Origin of the sequence: Trebonia kvetii (genome assembly GCF_007827045.1) — a bacterium.
In the GTDB taxonomy this organism is placed as follows: domain Bacteria; phylum Actinomycetota; class Actinomycetes; order Streptosporangiales; family Streptosporangiaceae; genus Trebonia; species Trebonia kvetii.
Window position 1 is genome coordinate 134,722 of record NZ_RPFW01000009.1, and the last position, 17,037, is coordinate 151,758.

Here is a 17,037-nt window from a genome sequence, read left to right on the forward strand (position 1 = left end):
CCTGCATGAGTTCGCTGGGGCGTTCAGTCCCAGGCGATGCCGGGCTCCGGCGCGTCGTCGGCGAGCACGGCGCCCTCGATGAGACCGTAGGGCCGGTCGCCCGCCAGGTAGACCTCACGGTCGTTGGCCAGCCCAAATGGGGCGAGGTCGACCAGGTAGTGGTGCTTGTTCGGCAGCGAGAGCCGCACCTCGCAGACCGCGGGCAGCGCGTCGAGGAGGGCCGAGCCGATCGCGTAAAGCATCTGCTGCAGCGAGTACGTGTACGTCGCGGCGAACGTCTCGAGTACCGCCGACTTCCCGGCGCGGAACGCCGCATCCCAGTCCACTCCGGCGGCCACTGCCTCGGGCCGGAAGCGCCACGCGGCGGTGACCGAGGTGGCCAGGATCCGGTCCCTGGTCTCGGCCAGCGTCGTGTAGCGGTCCTTCGGATACCCCCAGAACTCCGACGCGGTGGTGTTCATCACCACCAGGTCCTTCAGCCCGGACACGACCGTGGTCCCCGCCGCGGCGTCCACGTGCACCACCGTCGTCCGCACCAGGTCGCCGGCGCGCGCGAACGAGTAGCCGGCCGCGCCAACCGGCGTCCAGCCGTACTCATCGACGGACACCCGCGCCCGGGTGATCGGCTCCTGGGAGGACACGAAGAACGAGCCGAGCTCGACGCCGAACACCTCGGGCGCCACGTCCCCGCCGAGTTCCCTGGCCAGGGCGTACACCTTGTTCTTCTGCGAGTCGGTTGGCAGCACCTTCGCGTTCGACCCGGTCAGGTGCGAGTCGGCCAGGTCACCGGACAGCGACGTGCCGACGTTCCAGTCCCTGATCAGGTCGGCACCGGACGCCCCGGCGCCGCGCGCCACGTGCACGAGCCGGACCTCCGCCTTGCCGTACCGGTTGCCGCCGAGCTGGACCACGAGGCCCCTCCTAGGTTCTGTCTGGCGATTAGTTCCCCGGCTGGCGCTGGTTCAGGCCGCCGTAGATCACGTCCGGCCGCAGCGGCAGCGCCGTGAACCGGACACCCGTCGCGTCCCGTACCGCGTTGGCGAGGGCGGGCGCGACCGGGTTGAACGGCGCCTCGCTCATCGGCTTCGCCCCGTGCGGCCCGAAGGGGTCGCGCGCCGCCGCGGCGAAGTGCACCTCGGTCCGCGGCAGGTCCGCGAGGACGGGCACGTGGTACTCGCGCAGCGCGCGCGTGGTCACCACGCCGTCGGCCGCGACGCGCACCTCCTCGAACAGCGCCGCGCCGAGCGCCTGCGCGACGCCGCCCTCCACCTGGCCGCGCAGCTGCACTGGGTTGAGCGCCGTGCCCGCGTCAACGGCCTGCACCGACTGGAGCACGAGCACCGCCCCGGTCGCTGGGTCGACGGCAACCCGGAATCCCTGCGCGGTCGCGGACACGGACCGGCTGCGCCCGTCGCAGTACCCCTCGGCCTCCAGGAGCTTGCGGTCAGCTGCACCTGGGGCTGATGCACCGGAGGCAGGCTCGCCGGCGGCCGACCGCGCCGCGATCGCGTCCGCCAGGGCCCGCGCCGCCCGCATGGTCGCGGTGCCCGCGACCACGATGCCCGTCGACCCGTATGCTCCGGTGTCGTGACCGCTGCGATCGGTGTCGGAGGAGAAGACGAGGACGTCGGCCGGGTCGCAGCCGAGCACGTCCGCGACCAGCTGCCGGTGCACCGTGGTGGTCCCGTTGCCGAACTCGGTCGTGCCGACGTAGGCGGCGTACCCGCCGCCCTGCCGCTCCTTGACGATGGCGTGACCCGGGTGCCCGCCGGGCGGGATGGTGTCGAGCAGCGCGACCGCGATGCCCGTACCGCTGAGCCATCCGGCGGGCGCGCTCGCGCCCCGGCCGCTGGCCAGCGCCTTCTCCACCAGGTCCAGGCACTCAAGCACGCCAAGGGTGGCGGTCGTCACGTCGGCGGGCTCGCCGCTCGCGTTGTCCGGCACGTCACCCGCGCGCAGCAGGTTCCTGCGCCGGAGCTCGGCCGGGTCCATGGCGAGCCGCCTGGCCAGTTCGTCCATCGCGGACTCGACGGCGAACACGGTCTGCGAGAGTCCGTAGCCGCGGAACGCGCCCGCGGGCACGGTGTTCGTGTAGACGGCGCGGGCGTCGACGCGCTTGCTTGGGCAGCGGTAGGCGGTGACCGCCTCCTCCACCGCGTGGAACAGCACCCCCGGCCCGTGGTTGCCGTACGCGCCGGTGTCCGCCGTGACGTCGAGCGAGAAGCCGGTCAGCGTGCCGTCGCCCGCCGCACCTGCCCGCACGGTGATCTCCATCGGGTGCCTGGTGGCCGTCGCTGTGAACTCCTCCTCGCGGGTGAACTCGAGCTGCACGGGCCGCCCGGTCCGCAGCACGGCGAGGGCGACCGCGTCCTCGGTGAACATCTCCTGCTTGCCGCCGAACCCGCCGCCGATTCGCTTGGCGACGACCCGGACCCGGTCCCGCTCGAGACCGAAAATCCGGCACAGCTCATCGCGGGTGAGGAACGGCACCTGGGTGGCGGTGCGCAGCACCAGCCGCCCGGCCGGATCGAGCCAGCCGATGGTGGCGTGCGTCTCGAGCGCGACATGGGCTACCCGCTGGGTTCGGAACGTTTCCTGGTACACGACGGCGGCCGCGGCGAACCCGGCCTCGGGGTCACCCGTCTGCCGGTGCACCTCGGCGCAGACGTTGCCGGGCGCGAGGCCGGGATGGAGCGCGGGCGCGCCGGGCGCCAGCGCGTCGGCCGGGCTGACGGCCGCGGGCAGCGGCTGGTAGTCGACCGCGACCAGCCCGCAGCCTGCCTCGGCCGCGGCGAGGGTCTCCGCAACCACCGCGGCGACCCGCTGACCGTGGAAGCGGACCACGCGGTCGAAGACGACGGTGTCGTACGGGTCGTCGTCGGGGTTGTGGTGCCGTGCGGTGGAGAATCGGCGCGGCGGCGAGTCGGCGTAGCTGAGCACGGCGACCACGCCGGGCACCGCCAGGGCCGCGACGGTGTCGACGGACCTGATCAACGCGTGCGCGTGCGGTGCGCGGACCAGCTTCATGTGCAGCGGCGGCTCCGGCGGCAGGTGCTCGCCCGCCGCGCCGGCGAGGCCGGCCGAGCCTGCCGCCTCAGGTGCGGGGTCAGGCGCCAGGTCGCAGGTGAACCGGGCCGTGCCGGTCACCACGGCGGGCCCCGCGGGTGCGGGCACTCCGGTGCCGACGGAACCCGGGCCGCCCTCCGCTGGGGTGACTGCGGGGGGGGCGGGCGAAGCCACGAACGAACTCTCTTTTTTCTGACGATGACGGTCACGCTGGTCGTTGGGAGTAGGGAAGAAAAAAGAGAGGTCGCCGTTCGGGATCGTCGTGCTCGTCACAGCGTCCTGGATCGCGCGGTAGCCGGTGCACCGGCAGATGCTGCCCTTGAGCGCGCGCGGCAGGTCCGCGCGCTGGTCCTCGCTGAGCGCCGCCGCCGTCATGATCATGCCGGGGGTGCAAAAGCCGCACTGGAACGCCTGCGCGGCGAGGAACGCGTCCTGGACCGGGTGCCCGGCCAGTCCCTCGATCGTGGTGACCTCGCGGCCGCGGGCGCGGACCGCGGGGTAGACGCAGCTGTGCACGGGCACGCCGTCCACGTGCACGGTGCACGCGCCGCAGTCGCCTGCGTCGCAGCCCTTCTTGACGCCGCACCAACCGTGCTCGCGCAGGAACGTGCGCAGGCACTGGCCGGGGCGCGGCTCGGCGTCGGCCGGCTCGCCGTTGATCCTCATCGGGCCAGCTCCCCGAGTGTCTCGGTGATCAGCCGCCTGGTCATCGCCGCGCGCCATGGGCCAGCGCCGTGCACGTCGTCGAGGTAGCCGGGACCCGTCGCGTCCAGGGCCGCGTCCATGACCGCGTCGAGGTCCGCCAGGGCCTCGGCCGGGGTCGGCGGCGCGGGGAAGCGGAGCTGGACCGGGTGCGGGACCGACGCGGTGACGGTGACCACCGTGCCGTCATCAGCGTCGCGGCGGGCGATGACCAGCACGGCGGACCGGCCGACGGCCGACAGCGACAGCTGGCGGAAGGCGGTCCGCGCGGTGAGCGCGGCAGCGGGCAGCGACACGTGGCTGAGCAGTTCGCCCGGGCGCAGCGCGTTGCGGCCGTCGCCGCTGACGAAGGCGGCGACGGGCACCGCGCGGCGCGTACCGTCGGGAGCGCGCAGCAGGGCGACGCCGTCCAGCGCGGCGGCGAACGACGTCATCGGCCCGGCGGGCAGCGACAGGCAGATGTTGCCGCCGACGGTGGCGACGTTGTGCACCTTGAACGAGCCGAGCAGCGCGTGGCAGCACTGCCTGGCCAGCGTCGCCGCGCCGTCGAAGTGCCGGTCCGCGGGCCGCCAGCGCGCCAGCTGGGCCAGGGTGCAAGTCGCGGCGACGGTCACGGCGTCGGCTGTCTCGCGCAGCGGCGCCCAGCCGAACGCGTCGAGGTCGAGCAGCCGCCGCACACGCGGCTGCGGCTGGGAGAACAGCCAGGTGCCGCCGCCGAGCCACGCGTCCCCGTCCCGCCACGCGGCCCGCGTGGCCGGCGCGAACTCGGTGACGGTGTTCAGGTCCATGCGGACCAGTGCCCCCCGGTCGTGATCATTCCCCCATGCTGGCGCGGCGACGTTACGCGAGCGTATCCGGCCGCCGACGTGTATGTCATGCCCGCGTCTTGCGCGGGGATGGGGCGGTACGCACGGCGGCTCACGCCTTTTGCGTTCGATTTCGATGTCTCTGGTTTACCGCGAGCCATTCTGGCATGCTTAGCGGAAATCGCCGCGGGCCGCGCTGCCCTCGCCATAGTGACGGCGATAAATGGCTGCCAGAAAATTGGTGAGTAGCATGACCCAGCTGAGCGACCCGGCGGCGCCGCAGCAATCAGCGCAATCGCCGCTCGTGATGTCCTACCAGACGCAGCGGCTGCTGATCGGCCTGCTCGCGGTGCTGCTCCCGGTGGCTACCGTAGTGATCAAGATCCTTCCCTCGGGTAGCCGCTAAGCTGATATTCGTGCACCGGCAATTCCGGCAGGTCGACGTGTTCACCGAGGAGCCGTTCCGCGGCAATCCCGTGGCGGTGGTTCATGGCGCCGACGACCTTACCGACGAAGAGATGCGGCGGTTCGCCCACTGGACGAACCTGTCGGAGACCACGTTCCTGCTGCCCCCGGCCGATGAGCGCGCCGACTACCTGGTGCGGATCTTCACGCCTGAGCGGGAGCTGCCGTTCGCCGGCCACCCGACGCTCGGCTCCGCGCACGCGTGGCTCGAGGCGGGCGGCCCGCCGGCCAGGCAGGACATGATCATTCAGGAGTGCGGCATCGGCCTGGTGATGATCCGCAGGTCGCCGCACGGGCACCTCGCCTTCAAGGCGCCGCCGCTGATCCGCTCCGGACCGGTCGACGACGCGGACCTCGACGAGGTCGCGGCGTCACTCGGCATCAAGCGCGAGGACATCATCGACGCCCAGTGGGCAGACAACGGGCCCGGCTGGGTGGCCGTCGAGCTGGCGAGCGCGCAGGCCGTGCTCGACCTGACGCCGGGCGTGACGTCGCGGGACATCGGGGTGTTCGGCCGCTACCCGGACGGCTCGCCCGAGGCGTTCGAGGTGCGCGCCTTCACCCCGCTGATCAACGGGACAGGCGAGGACCCGGTGACCGGATCGCTGAACGCCTCGCTCGCCCTGTGGCTGATCGCGTCGGGCAAGGCGACGGCGCCCTACATCGCCAGCCAGGGCACCGCGCTCGGCCGCCGCGGCCGGGTGCACGTGACCGCGGACCCCGACGGATCGGTCTGGATCGGCGGCGGCACCCGCACGCTGATCTCCGGCAACGTCCACCTGTAAACACGACCGTTGCGGTTGAGTGTTCGGGGGCGCTCATGCCGCAGCCGCCTGTTGCCGGGCGGCGGTCCCGGGCTTGTCCCTGCGAGGGGTGCCGGGTTCCGGGTTCGGCGGGTCGTGCCGCGCGGGGCGCGGTCTTATAGTCCCTCCCCCGGCGTTTCGCCTCTCCGCCCCACTGGCGGCGAGGGACAGCAGGTTCCGGGCGGCGTTCACGTCCCGGTCCAGGACCAGGCCGCACCCATCGCACCGGTAAATGCGCTCGGCCAGGGCCAGCTTGGCTTTCACCGTGCCGCAGCCCGAGCAGGTCTTCGATGAGGGAAACCAGCGGTCTGCGAGGACCAGCGTCCCGCCCTGCCAGGCGGTCTTGTAGGCCAGCATCCGCCGGGCGGTCCCGAATCCCTGGTCGGCGACGGCCCGGGCAAGGCGGCGGTTGCGAGTCATCCCGGCCACGTTCAGGTCCTCGGCCACAACCGTTTCGTAGCGGGCGGCGAGCATCGTGGTGGCCTTGTGCAGCGCGTCGGCACGCAGGTTCGCGACCCGGGCGTGCAGGCGGGCCAGCCGGGCGGCCGCCTCGCGGCGGCCCGCCGAACCCGGTTTCGTCCGGGCGTGCGCGCGGGCGGCGCGCCGCAGCCGGCGCAGCCCCGCCCTCAGCGGCCGCGGCCCGGGGACGGTGATCACCGTGCCCGTGTCGTCGGCGCCGGTGAGCAGCGCCTTGACGCCCAGGTCGATCCCGATCGCGGAGCCGGGGCGGGGATGACGGTCAGGGACGGCCCGGTCAACCTCAACGGTGAACGACACGAACCAGCGCTGCGCCGTCCGCGACACCGTCGCCGATAGGATCCGGGCGGTGCCGTCCTCCAGCCGCCGGGCCAGCTTCCGGGTCGATTCATGGGTCCGGATCACCCCGAGCCGCGGCAGGGTGACCGTGCCCCGCCCGCAGCGCAGCGTCCCGGTCAGCCGGAACGAATCCCGGCACCTGCCCCGCTTCTTGAACCGGGGGAACCCCAGCCGGCGCCCCGGCCGCTCGCCCTTGTTCGACCTGGTGAACTCACGCAGCGCCCGGTCCAGGTCACGGAACGCCTCCTGGTAGGCGCACTTGGAGTTCTGCTCCCACCAGGCCAGGGCCGGGTCGGCCTTCTTCACCTGGTTCCACCGCCTGTGCAGCTCCGCACCGGAATACCACCTGCGTTCCGCGCGGTAGCGCTCCAGGCACGCCGCCAGGGCCCAGTTCCAGGCGAACCGCGCCGCACCCGCGTGCGAGCGCAGCGCCCGCTCCTGCCCCCGCGTCGGGTCGAGCGCGAACCGGTACGCCTGCACGATCACCACCGCACGTTCCCCTTCCCGGGCACCAGCGCCAGCAAGAACACGATATCGACCCTGAACGACATTCCGGCTCGCCATCGAACTCTTACATGCCGCCATTCCCGTCGTGCATCCCCTCGCCACTGAGCACCGAACAGCGCCACTGATCACCATTGCGACAGCAGTCGGCAACCCCTCATCCCGAACGGGTTCGGTTCCACCTCCTCCCGCCCGCGATGGCCGTCGCTAGGAGAACCAGTGCAGGCCGGCGGCTGCCAGGATGGCGGGCACCAGCCGGTCGTTGACTTCGGCCAGCAGGGGCAGCGACGACGCACCGGGGACCGAGAACCGCACCTGACGGCAGCCGCGAAAGTCGGCGTCCGCGGTCGCGAGCGGCGGGCCGCCGGGCTTCGCGCTGAAGGTCAGCTCGATGCGGTCAGACGTCGGCGGGGGCGGGGCGCAGAGCTCGCCGCCCCGGTACAGGCCGTTGATGAGCGACGCGATCCGCGCCACGGTGGCGGGGTCGGTGATCGTGGCAGGCGATCCCTGCGGGACCGCGGCGCCGGCCATCGGCTCAGCGGTGATCGTCACGACCCGGGCGCCGGCCGGCACCCGCTCCGCGAGCGGCCGCGGCGTCCGCCAGGTGACCAGGGAATCGACGCGCGTATAGGTCTGGCCGGCGCCGCTGCGGATCTCCTCCACGATCAGCTGCTCCGCGCCGATGACGCCGGGCGCATGGAAGTTCTCGAAGGTGTCACTCCACTCCGTGTACACGTCGGCGAGCCGCTGCCCCGCGGGCGTTACATCGCCGGGCTCGGCCACCGGGCCGAAGCTGCCGCGGCCGCCGCCGTACCAGGGCCGTGGCTCGTGCGCCTGGAGCCACTTCAGGACGGCCTGCGGCTGCCCGGGCACCTGCCACCAGGAGCTGACGAACACCTCGCCATCCGTGGGGATCACCCCGCCGGGCACTCCCAGGTCGCGCCAGGTTCCCTGGGGCGGGCCGCTGAGCTTGCGCGACCCGGGCGGCGGGGTGAACGCCCGCTGGATGGCGGCCGCGAGAGCCGTGGCGAGCTTGCGGTCCGTCGCGTCCGAGGCGAACGGCCCAGGGCCCGGCGGCACCGGGCTCGCGGGCTCTGCCTGCGTCGCTGTCTTTGTCGCTGTCTTTGTCGCTGCCGCGGCGCTGGCCGTCGGGTGCGCAGGCCGGGCGGCGGCATGGGTGCCGCCGCCCGCTGCCTGGCAGCCCAGCGTCAGCGTGCCAACGACCAGCGCGGCGGCCACGGCCCGGATCACGCGCGGGCGAAACTTAGGTGCCATGCCGGTTGGACGCTGCCGGCCGCCAGGCGGTTGCATCCGCTAGATGGGCTCCCGGCCGATCAGGCAGTACTCGCTTCCCGCCGGGTCGGCGAGCACGGTCCAGTACTGTTGCCTCGCCACCAGGCGGGCGCCTAGGCTCAGGTGCCTGGCCTGGGCGTCCGGGTCGGTGCAGCCGAAATCCAGGTGCCCGCGCGTCCGCTCGCCTGGGGCGGCGCTGTCGCGCCGCTGCAGCAGCAGGCGGATCGGCCACTCAGGCGACCGGGTCAGGAAGGCGAACCCGGGAACCGGGGCTGGATGGGTCTCCTGGCCGGTGAACGCCGCCCAGAACGCGCACTCCCGCTCGAACTCCGCCGGCGGGACGTCCAGGCATAGCGTGTCCAGCCGTGTCGCGCCGCCCGCGCCGCCGGCCAGCGGCGGCGGCACGGCGCGCTCGCCGTGCCAGTCGACCAGGCAGAAGGTGAACCCGCCAGGACTGTCGGCGATGACGAGCCCGGTCTCGAGGTGCAGGACGCTCCCCCCGAGCGCTCCCATCCGGTCGATGACGTCGCGCACCGGCTCCGCCGGGTCGAGATGCAGGTCGAGGTGGCAGCCGCCGCCCTCGCGGACGCGCTGCACGCGCAGGTAGGCGTCTCCCGATGGCGGCAGCAGCGTCGCGAACTGGCCGTTCGCGCCGCGGGCCGGCGACAGTCCGTAGCCCGTCACCGCCTGCCAGAACGTCACCCCCGCGTGATGCGACGAGGGCGGGAAATCGAGGAATACCGTCAGCCAGGGAATGACCACGCCGCCAGTTTCTCACCGCGCCGCGCCCGCCGCGCCACCGCGGGATGAGCGTCCAGGCCGCCGCGGGATGAGCGGGCAAGCCATCGACGATCGTGGAAATAGGCCATCGTCCCATCACCGGTCCCGTTTGTCCGGAAGAATGGCGCCACAGCCGGGATTGGGGGGGCCTGCACGCCCGGCTCGCTTACCGTGTCAGCATTTGCGACAGGAGGACCGGGATGGGCCGCCCGATCATCGGCATTACGGGGGAACTGGACGCGGCCCGCTGGGGTGACTGGATCCGCGAGGCAGTGATCTCCCCGGTCAGCTACACCCGCGTGGTGGAACGGGCAGGAGCGGCGCCCGTGGTGCTGCCGTCCGTGCCGCCGTCCTCGGTGGCGGCCTTCGTCGGCACGCTCGACGGCCTGGTCTTCGCCGGCGGCAGGGACCTGGATCCGGCGCTTTACGGCCAGGAGCGCGGTGCGGAGACCGACGAGCCCGACCGCCGCAGGGACCGCTTCGAGCTCGCGCTGATGCGCGCCGCACTCGACGCGGGGCTGCCGATCCTCGCGATTGGCCGCGGGCTGCACGTGCTGACGGTGGCGCGCGGCGGTACGCTCACCCAGGACCTGCCTGGCCACTGCGAGCAGCGGGCCCGCTACACGCCGCACGATGTCGTGCTCGGCGCCGACAGCCTGCTCGGCCGGCTGCTCGGCACCCGCGTCTCTGTCCCCGCCGCGCACCATCAGGCTCCCTACCACCTGGGCGACGGGCTGACCGTGGCCGGCTGGTCGCCGGACGGTGAGGTGACCGAGGCGCTGGAGGTGGACGGGCAGCGTTTCGCCGTCGGCATCCACTGGCACCCGGAGGAAGGCGACGACCTGCGACTGCTCGCCGCCCTCGCCGAGGCCGCGAGCCAGCCACGGCGGCCGGCGCCGGAGAGCGCGAGCCCGCAGCAGCCGCGCAAACCCGTCGCGATGAAGCCGAAGGCCGGCGCCCGCCGCTGAGGTCCTAGGCCGGCTCGCTACAGCGGCGTTTGGAAACCGCCGAACCAGTGGGTGTGCAGCCAGCTGACCGCCGACGTCCAGGCTCCGGTGACCTCGAGCAGTCCCACCGCCACCAGCATCACGCCGCCGATCCTGCTGATCATGCGCGCGTTGCGCTTGAAGAAGCCGAGCACGTTCACCAGGCGCTGGAACAGCGCGGCGACGATCAGGAACGGGATGCCGAGGCCAAGCCCGTAGACGAAGGCGAGGAACGCGCCGCGCGCCGCGGTGCCCGACTGGGCGGATAGCGTGAGCGCCGCGGCCAGTGTAGGCCCGAGGCACGGCGTCCAGCCGACGCCGAACAGCACGCCGAGCAGCGGCGCGCCTGCCAGGCCGGCCTGCGGCCGCAGCGACGGCTTGAAGATCCGTCCCGCGAACATGAACCGGTCGAACGCGCCGAAGAACAGCAGCCCGAGCAGGATCGTCACCCCGCCGAGTATCTGGGTCAGCCCGTCGGTGTGCGTGTGCAGCAGGTGGCCGATCCCGCCGGCGGCCAGGCCATAGAGCGAGAACACCGCGGAGAAGCCGAGGACGAACAGCGCCGCTCCGGCGACGGTGCGCCCGGTGGGCGCCGCCGCGGCCCCGGTGGCCGTCTTCCTCGTCCGCGTCGTCACCCCGCCCGACCCGGTCCCGCCCGCCTGTGCCGCGGTGCCGGTGGCTGCCTCGGCTCCCGCACTGTCTTCGGTCGCAGGGTCCGCCATCGCGCCGCCGGCCTCATCGGCCACGGCGGTGCCGGACATCCCGGTGATATAGGACAGGTAGCCCGGCACCAGCGGCAGGCAGCAAGGCGAAAGGAACGTCACCGCTCCCGCCGCGACGGCGACCGGGATGGCCAGCAGCAGCGGCCCGGACGACACGAGGCTGTTGACGCTCATCGCGCGTCCGCCCCATACGGCGCGGCGGGGGTCTGGGCTGACATGACTCCCAGTATGGCTGATGCCGTGGGGGAGCGGTGCCGGGACCGTGCCCCATGGCAGGGCTCGCGGGCGGGCTCGCCGGGGCGAGCGGTGCGCCTGATGCCCCTCGGGCAGGCGATATCGTTGCAGGCGTGAACCTGGCCGCCAGCGAAGTCCCGAGGGCCGCTTCGGCCCCGGGAGCCAAGCTCCTGCGTGCTGGCGCCATCGCCTTCGCCGCCGTGATCGTGAGCTGGCTGATCTATGCCGCGCTCAGCGGTCCGTTCGGCGCGCTCAACGAGGTGGACCTCACCGTATACAAGGATGGCGGCCTGATCGTCAGGCACGTCACGCCGTACTACGACCCGCACGCCTACGCGCCGCTTTACGATTGGGGCGGCTACAGCGACCTCGCGCTCAAGTTCACCTATACGCCGTTCGCCGCGATCGCGTTCGCCGTCGCCTCCATCCTGAACTGGACGACGCTGTCGATTGTGTCCGTCGTCGGCAACGTTGTCGCCCTGGTGGCGGCCCTCTGGTTCACCTTCGGCGGCCTCGGCTACGCTGACCGCCGGATCAGGCTCGGCGCGACCCTGCTCGCCGCGGCGGCCACCTTCTGGTTGCAGCCCGTGGTGCGCACCATCTACCTCGGGCAGGTCAACCTCATCCTGACGGCCCTCATCCTGTGGGACCTCTTGCAGCCGGACGTCACCGCGAGCGGCAGGCGCCGCTGGTGGAAGGGCGCCGCGACCGGCGTCGCCGCCGGGGTCAAGCTGGTGCCGCTGATCTTCGTGCCGTACCTGCTGCTCACCCGCCGGTTCCGCGAGGCGGTGGCGACCCTGGCGGGCTTCGCCGCCACCGTTGCCGTCGGGTTCGCTGTGCTGCCGCACGACTCGTCGCGGTGGTGGCTGCACGGCATGTTCCTCGCCGACGGCAACAGGGCCGGTTTCATGGGCTGGGCGGGAAACCAGTCGCTGCGCGCCATCGTCACCAGGTTCGCCGGCTCGGTGGCGGCGGGACAGGCACCGTGGATCGCCGTCGCCTGCGTCGCGCTCCTCCTCGGGCTTGCCGCGGCTTGCCTGCTCGACCGGGCAGGCTACCCGGTGCCCGCGCTGCTCGCGACGGCGCTGACGGGCCTGCTCGTCTCCCCGGTCAGCTGGGACCACCACTGGGTGTGGGTCGCCCCGGCGGTGGCCGTGACCGGCCATTACGCGCTCGCGGCGGCCCGGCGCGGTGCGCGGCGCGGCGCGATTTGGCTGTGCGGCCTCGCCGCCTTCCTGCTCGCGACGTTCGGCGCGTGGCCGGACGCGATGTGGGAGCGCGCGCGCAACCTCGGCAGCTTCTCCCTCGGCCTGCTGTGGGCGCAGCCCAACACCAACCCGATCAAGTTCGCAACCCGCGGCGACCAGCCCAGCTACGTGGAGTACCACTGGCACGGCTTCCAGTTGCTGTGGGGCAACGCCTACATCCTGGCCGGCGTGCTGCTGCTGTTCCTGCTGCTCGGCCTCGGCTTCTGGCTCGCCAGAAGGCGGCAGGCGGCGGAGGCCTCACCGCACGAGCCGGTCGCCGCCACGATTCCCTGAAGCCAGATCCCTGACCCCCAATCTCTAAAGACAGGGACCAACTCCTCAGGCTTACGGCCAATCCTGAGGCACAATGGGCGCAGGAACCTGGGAGTGGACATGGTCCGAATCGATCCCCTTGGCGGCGTTCCGCCGCTGGTTGTGCGAACCAGCCGGTCCAGCCTGAGGGCGTCGGACGGTGGCAGGTACACCATCGGCCGCGACCCGGACTGCGACGTCTACGTGGATGACCCGCGCGTGTCACGCGAGCACGCGGCGCTGCGCGTCATCGGCGGCACCTGGGTGCTCGAGGACCTGTCCAGCCGCAACGGCACCTGGCTGGACGGCGCGCGGGTCTACCGCCTGGAGATCACCGGCAGCCTCGTCGTCCGGCTGGCCAGCGCCGCGGACGGCCCAAGGATCGAGCTGGAGGTGCCGACGCCGCCGCAGGACATGGGCGCTCCGACGCGCCAGTGGACCTTCGACGAGTCCGGGTACACGCAGGCACTGCCGCGCAGCGGCCAAGACGCCGCCGAGCCCAACGGCGGCGCCGCATCACCTCCGCCGCCGCCTCCGCCTCCTCCGCCTCCTCCTCCGCCTACGCCACCTCCGCCGCCCCCGGCACCTCCGCCGCCGGCGCCCCCGCCACTGCCGCCGCCAGTGCCCGTCGAGCCCTATGCGCCGGAGCTCGCGAACCCCGGATGGTCAGATCCGGCTCCGGTCGGCTCGGGCGGCCCGGCCGACGGCGGGTTCGCCGAGCCGCCTGGTACGGGCGCCTGGCAGGGAGCCGCCCAGCCGCCAGGGACGGGCGCCTGGCAGGGAGCCGCCGAGGCGCCAGATACTGGCACCTACCAGGGGCAGGGGTACGGCCCGGCGCCGGTGGCCGAGCCCGCCAGGTACCTGCGCGGGCGGTGCCCGCCAAGCGTGCGCGTCGGCGAGACGTTCAGCGTGCTGGCCGGCATAGTACTCGACCCGCGCGGCGGCGACGTGCCGTTCAAGTCGTTCTCCGTGCCGCCCGGCGGCCAAGACGTGCTGCTCGTACTGCACGCGCCTGGCCTTGATGTGCTCAGCGCGCAGCGCCAGACGATCCACGTGCCCGCGGCGGGCGATTCCGAGCCGGTCATGTTCGAGCTGCGCGCTCCCGTCCCCGGGCCGTGCCGGCTCAGCATCACCGCGTGGATCGGCGGGACCTACCTCGGCGAGCTCGCCGTCGAGCTGACGGTGGCCAGATTCCGGCTCAGGCGTGCCGAGCATCGCGACTTCGTCGCGCTCGTGGACGTCACACCCGTCGCCGGCGCGGTGAGCCTGGTGGTCAGGCATGACCCGGTGCACAACGCCTACCGGTTCGAGTTCCGCGACGAGGACAACCCGGCCGAGGTCACCGCCAGCCTGGCCTACCCGCCGGGCCCGGTAGTCGAGCGCATGCTCAACGGCCTTGAGATGCTCGCCAGGGGCAGGGCAGGCTACTCGGCCGCCGAGACGCGGGACTACCTGGTCAACGCGGGCGCCGGACTGTGGCAGGAGCTGCTACCACAGCAGCTTCGTGAGCAGTTCTGGGAACGCAGCGACCGGATCGGGCAGCTGACCATCCTCGCCGACGGCGACACCGTCCCATGGGAACTGCTTTACCCGTTTGACCGGGGGCGCGACGCCGGGTTCCTGGTCGAGCAGTTCCCGGTGACCAGGGCGGTGTTCGGCCGCCGGCTGTCGCGCTCGCTGCGCCTGTCCCCGGCCTGGTTCGTGCTGCCCGACGGCTCGCCCGCCCAGGCACGCGATGAGGTCACCACACTGCTGCGGCTGTTCGGGCTGTCGTACGCGCCCGAGCCGGTGATCGGCGGACTCACTCCGCTGCTCGACCACATCAGGGCGGGCGACTTCGGCCTGCTGCACTTCGCCTGCCACAACGCGTTCGATCCGGCGGGCGGCTCGGCGATCTTCCTTGACCAGCGGCAGTTCACGCCGACGCAGCTGACGACCGCCGCCGTGGGCCAGGTGCTCGCGGCATCGGCGCCGACGGTATTCATCAACGCCTGCCGCAGCGCCGGCGCGAACCCGTCCTATCAGCATCTCGACGGCTGGGCCAGCAAGTTCCTCGACGCGGGCGCGGCCGCGTTCATCGGGTCGCTGTGGGCGGTGCGGGACACGACCGCGCGCGATTTCGCCGCCGAGCTTTACGGTCAGCTGCAGACGGGTGCCACGCTCGGCGATGCGGTCATGCGGGCACGCAGGGCCGCCGCGGACGAACCCGGCGACCCGACGTGGCTCGCCTACGCGGTGTACGGTGATCCGCGTGCCGCTCTCCGCTAGCGATGACCTGGGCATCCCCGTCGGTCAACTGATCGACGCGATCAAGCGGGCGATCAAGGTTGCCAGCATCTCCGTCACCGATCCCGGCCGGGACCTGACCGTCAGCGCCGTCAGGCTGCGGCTCAACACGGTCGCGACCCGCGGCCTCGGCGGCAGCCTCGATTTCCGCGTCCCGGCTGATCGGCGCGCGGGTGAAGGTAGGCGGGTCGGTCACCAGGCAGGACACGCACCTGATGGAGCTGACCCTCATCCCCGATGACACCCCCGTCATCGAGACGCGCGGCGTCGTTCTCGTGGAGGCCATCGAGACGGTGCGCGCGGTCATGGCCCGCGCCGCGGCGGGCGAGGACCCCTTCGTGCTGCGTGACGGCACCGTCGAGCTGTCGTTCGGCGTCGCTTCTGACGGTTCGATCGCGCTCGGGGTCGACGGGGAGCTGAAGGACGAGGTCACGCACACCATGCGGCTGACCATCGCCCGCCCGACGGCCTGAACCGGAGCCGCCGGGATTCGGCCCGGCGGCGCGGGCTCTCCCCAGTCGGCCGGCCCCACCGGGACGCGCGACAATGCCAGGGCGCGCGAGAATGGAGTCATGGCGTCGACCAATGAGGCAGTCGCGGCGCTGCTGCGGGAATACGCGGAGCTGCTCGGCATCACCGGCGGCGACCCGTTCCGCGCGCGCAACTACGAGCGGGCGGCCAAGGCGGTCGCCGGATACCCGCGGGACATCGGCGACCTGCCCGACGCCCAGCTGACATCCATACCCGGGGTCGGCAGCTCGATCGCGGGCAAGATCGCCGAATACCGGCGGACCGGCGACATCGCGGCGGTGGCGGAACTGCGCGCGAAGATCCCGCCGGGCGTCATGACGCTTGCCGCCGTGCCGGGGATCGGCCCCACGCGGGCGCTGCGGCTCAGCCGCGACCTCGGGATCGGCGACCTGGCCGGGCTGGAGGCGGCGCTGCGCGAGGGCAGGCTGCGCAAGGTCTCCGGCTTCGGCATCAAGACCGACGAGCGGATCAGGCGCGGGCTCGACGCGATGACCGGGGACGCCGGGCTGCGCGAGGCGCTGCGGGCGCTGCCGCGCGGCGCGACCGAGGACGACATCTACGCCGCGCTCGCCGCCCACATCCCGGCCGCCCGCATCCCGGCTGCTCACACCCCCACCGCCCACACCCCCACCTCCGGGATAACAGCAACAAGCGCGGAGCGCACTACCAAGCACGCGGACGCGGTGGACGGTGCGGGGCGGAGCCCGGAACTCGTTCGGATGAAAGACCTCCGCGGCGACCTGCACACGCACACCGACCTCACCGACGGGGTGGCGTCGCTTACCGCGATGCTCGAGGCCGGGGAGGCCAAAGGCTACGCGTACTACGCGGTCACCGACCACGCGCCCAACCTGGTCATGCAGCGGATGACGGCCGAGAAGATCCTCGCCCAGCGGGAGGAGGTGCGCGCGCTGGCCGGCTCGACCGGCATGGCGCTGCTGCACGGCAGCGAGCTGAACATCGCACCGGACGGCTCGGTGGACTGGGACGAGGACTTTCTGTCCGGCTTCGACCTGTGCGTCGCCTCGGTGCACTCGCACTTCGACCAGGACAGGCAGGCGATGACCGCCCGGTTCGTCGCGGCCGCGGAGAACCCGTGCGTGAACGTCATCGGCCATCCGCTGACCCGCAAGCTCGGCCGCAGGCCGCCGGTCGACGTGGACTTCGACGCGCTGTACGCGGCGTGCGCCCGCACCGGGACCGCGCTCGAGATCAACGCCTCGCCGGACCGGATGGACCTGCCGCCCGAGCATCTCGCGGCGGCCAGGGACGCGGGCGTGAAGTTCTCCATCGACACCGACGCGCACTCGCTGACCGACCTGGACCGGATGCCGTACGGGATCGCCGCCGCCTGGTACGGCGGCCTCACGGCGCAGGACGTGATCAACGCCTGGCCGCTGGACAGGCTGACCGAGTTCGTGCGCGTGAAGCGGTCGCGGCATTAAGTTACTGACAAGTAGTGTTACTGACAAGTAGCATAGGCG

General features: G+C 72.5%; 15 protein-coding genes. 8 read left to right on the forward strand and 7 right to left on the reverse strand.

Going from position 1 to position 17,037, the window contains the following annotated elements; translation table 11 throughout:
* Positions 1–23 precede the first annotated feature (23 nt).
* Genes pucL through EAS64_RS37395 form a run of 3 tightly spaced genes read right to left on the reverse strand, consistent with a single transcriptional unit; the run spans position 24 to position 4,556 of the window.
* Positions 24–911, reverse strand: coding sequence for a factor-independent urate hydroxylase (gene pucL, locus EAS64_RS37385; RefSeq protein WP_145861022.1), 888 nt, complete (start codon positions 909–911; stop codon positions 24–26).
* Between the two features lie 28 nt (positions 912–939).
* Positions 940–3,732 (reverse strand): molybdopterin-dependent oxidoreductase, encoded by a 2,793-nt coding sequence (locus tag EAS64_RS37390; RefSeq protein WP_145861023.1) that lies wholly within the window; start codon positions 3,730–3,732, stop codon positions 940–942.
* Entirely contained in the window at positions 3,729–4,556 is an 828-nt protein-coding gene (locus tag EAS64_RS37395; RefSeq protein ID WP_145861025.1) for an FAD binding domain-containing protein, read from the reverse strand. Before EAS64_RS37395 ends, EAS64_RS37390 begins: the two co-directional genes overlap by 4 nt.
* A gap of 268 nt (positions 4,557–4,824) precedes the next feature.
* Here EAS64_RS37395 and EAS64_RS44190 point away from each other — a divergent pair, with 268 nt between their 5' ends.
* Both EAS64_RS44190 and EAS64_RS37400 read left to right on the forward strand, forming a co-directional pair.
* Complete coding sequence (locus EAS64_RS44190) at positions 4,825–4,980, forward strand: hypothetical protein (protein WP_187366461.1); 156 nt, start codon at positions 4,825–4,827, stop codon at positions 4,978–4,980.
* 10 nt (positions 4,981–4,990) lie between these two features.
* Entirely contained in the window at positions 4,991–5,824 is an 834-nt protein-coding gene (locus EAS64_RS37400; RefSeq protein ID WP_145861027.1) for a PhzF family phenazine biosynthesis protein, read from the forward strand.
* Positions 5,825–5,857: 33 nt separating this feature from the next.
* On the opposite strand, the gene tnpB is transcribed toward EAS64_RS37400, so the two are convergent.
* The 3 genes from tnpB to EAS64_RS37415 form a co-directional block, all read right to left on the reverse strand.
* On the reverse strand, positions 5,858–7,147 hold the full coding sequence (gene tnpB, locus EAS64_RS37405) for an IS607 family element RNA-guided endonuclease TnpB (RefSeq protein ID WP_145861029.1): 1,290 nt from the start codon (positions 7,145–7,147) through the stop codon (positions 5,858–5,860).
* A gap of 222 nt (positions 7,148–7,369) precedes the next feature.
* Positions 7,370–8,437 carry a hypothetical protein gene (locus tag EAS64_RS37410; protein WP_145861031.1) on the reverse strand — a complete coding sequence of 356 codons (1,068 nt, stop codon included), beginning with the start codon at positions 8,435–8,437 and terminating at the stop codon, positions 7,370–7,372.
* A 39-nt stretch (positions 8,438–8,476) separates the two neighbouring features.
* The gene (locus tag EAS64_RS37415; RefSeq protein ID WP_145861033.1) at positions 8,477–9,217 is read right to left on the reverse strand and encodes a VOC family protein; all 741 of its coding nucleotides are present in this window, start codon (positions 9,215–9,217) and stop codon (positions 8,477–8,479) included.
* 218 nt (positions 9,218–9,435) lie between these two features.
* Here EAS64_RS37415 and EAS64_RS37420 point away from each other — a divergent pair, with 218 nt between their 5' ends.
* Positions 9,436–10,203: a gamma-glutamyl-gamma-aminobutyrate hydrolase family protein gene (locus EAS64_RS37420; protein ID WP_145861035.1), complete on the forward strand. Its 768-nt coding sequence runs from the start codon at positions 9,436–9,438 to the stop codon at positions 10,201–10,203.
* A 17-nt stretch (positions 10,204–10,220) separates the two neighbouring features.
* Here EAS64_RS37420 and EAS64_RS37425 read toward each other — a convergent pair whose 3' ends face one another.
* The gene (locus tag EAS64_RS37425; protein WP_145861037.1) at positions 10,221–11,117 is read right to left on the reverse strand and encodes a cytochrome c biogenesis CcdA family protein; all 897 of its coding nucleotides are present in this window, start codon (positions 11,115–11,117) and stop codon (positions 10,221–10,223) included.
* A 173-nt stretch (positions 11,118–11,290) separates the two neighbouring features.
* Between EAS64_RS37425 and EAS64_RS37430 the strand changes: the two genes are divergently transcribed.
* From EAS64_RS37430 to EAS64_RS37450, 5 genes are all read left to right on the forward strand, one after another.
* Positions 11,291–12,718 (forward strand): glycosyltransferase 87 family protein, encoded by a 1,428-nt coding sequence (locus EAS64_RS37430; RefSeq protein ID WP_187366462.1) that lies wholly within the window; start codon positions 11,291–11,293, stop codon positions 12,716–12,718.
* A gap of 99 nt (positions 12,719–12,817) precedes the next feature.
* Positions 12,818–15,004 carry a CHAT domain-containing protein gene (locus tag EAS64_RS37435; RefSeq protein WP_145861041.1) on the forward strand — a complete coding sequence of 729 codons (2,187 nt, stop codon included), beginning with the start codon at positions 12,818–12,820 and terminating at the stop codon, positions 15,002–15,004.
* Positions 14,988–15,263 carry a trypco2 family protein gene (locus EAS64_RS37440; RefSeq protein WP_145861042.1) on the forward strand — a complete coding sequence of 92 codons (276 nt, stop codon included), beginning with the start codon at positions 14,988–14,990 and terminating at the stop codon, positions 15,261–15,263. Before EAS64_RS37435 ends, EAS64_RS37440 begins: the two co-directional genes overlap by 17 nt.
* Positions 15,238–15,495, forward strand: a complete 258-nt coding sequence (locus EAS64_RS37445; RefSeq protein ID WP_187366463.1) for a hypothetical protein — start codon at positions 15,238–15,240, stop codon at positions 15,493–15,495. The genes EAS64_RS37440 and EAS64_RS37445 overlap by 26 nt, the downstream gene beginning before the upstream one ends.
* 99 nt (positions 15,496–15,594) lie before the next feature.
* Positions 15,595–16,998, forward strand: coding sequence for a DNA polymerase/3'-5' exonuclease PolX (locus EAS64_RS37450; RefSeq protein ID WP_145861046.1), 1,404 nt, complete (start codon positions 15,595–15,597; stop codon positions 16,996–16,998).
* Positions 16,999–17,037: the final 39 nt, after the last annotated feature.

Bases quoted from the DNA above. Each gene is read 5' to 3' on its own strand.
- EAS64_RS37390 (WP_145861023.1), bottom strand. From the start codon at position 3,732: ATGAGGATCAACGGCGAGCCGGCCGACGCCGAGCCGCGCCCCGGCCAG.
- EAS64_RS37395 (WP_145861025.1), bottom strand. From the start codon at position 4,556: ATGGACCTGAACACCGTCACCGAGTTCGCGCCGGCCACGCGGGCCGCG.
- EAS64_RS44190 (WP_187366461.1), top strand. From the start codon at position 4,825: ATGACCCAGCTGAGCGACCCGGCGGCGCCGCAGCAATCAGCGCAATCG.
- EAS64_RS37410 (WP_145861031.1), bottom strand. From the start codon at position 8,437: ATGGCACCTAAGTTTCGCCCGCGCGTGATCCGGGCCGTGGCCGCCGCG.
- EAS64_RS37420 (WP_145861035.1), top strand. From the start codon at position 9,436: ATGGGCCGCCCGATCATCGGCATTACGGGGGAACTGGACGCGGCCCGC.
- EAS64_RS37425 (WP_145861037.1), bottom strand. From the start codon at position 11,117: ATGAGCGTCAACAGCCTCGTGTCGTCCGGGCCGCTGCTGCTGGCCATC.
- EAS64_RS37435 (WP_145861041.1), top strand. From the start codon at position 12,818: ATGGTCCGAATCGATCCCCTTGGCGGCGTTCCGCCGCTGGTTGTGCGA.
- EAS64_RS37445 (WP_187366463.1), top strand. From the start codon at position 15,238: ATGGAGCTGACCCTCATCCCCGATGACACCCCCGTCATCGAGACGCGC.
- EAS64_RS37450 (WP_145861046.1), top strand. From the start codon at position 15,595: ATGGCGTCGACCAATGAGGCAGTCGCGGCGCTGCTGCGGGAATACGCG.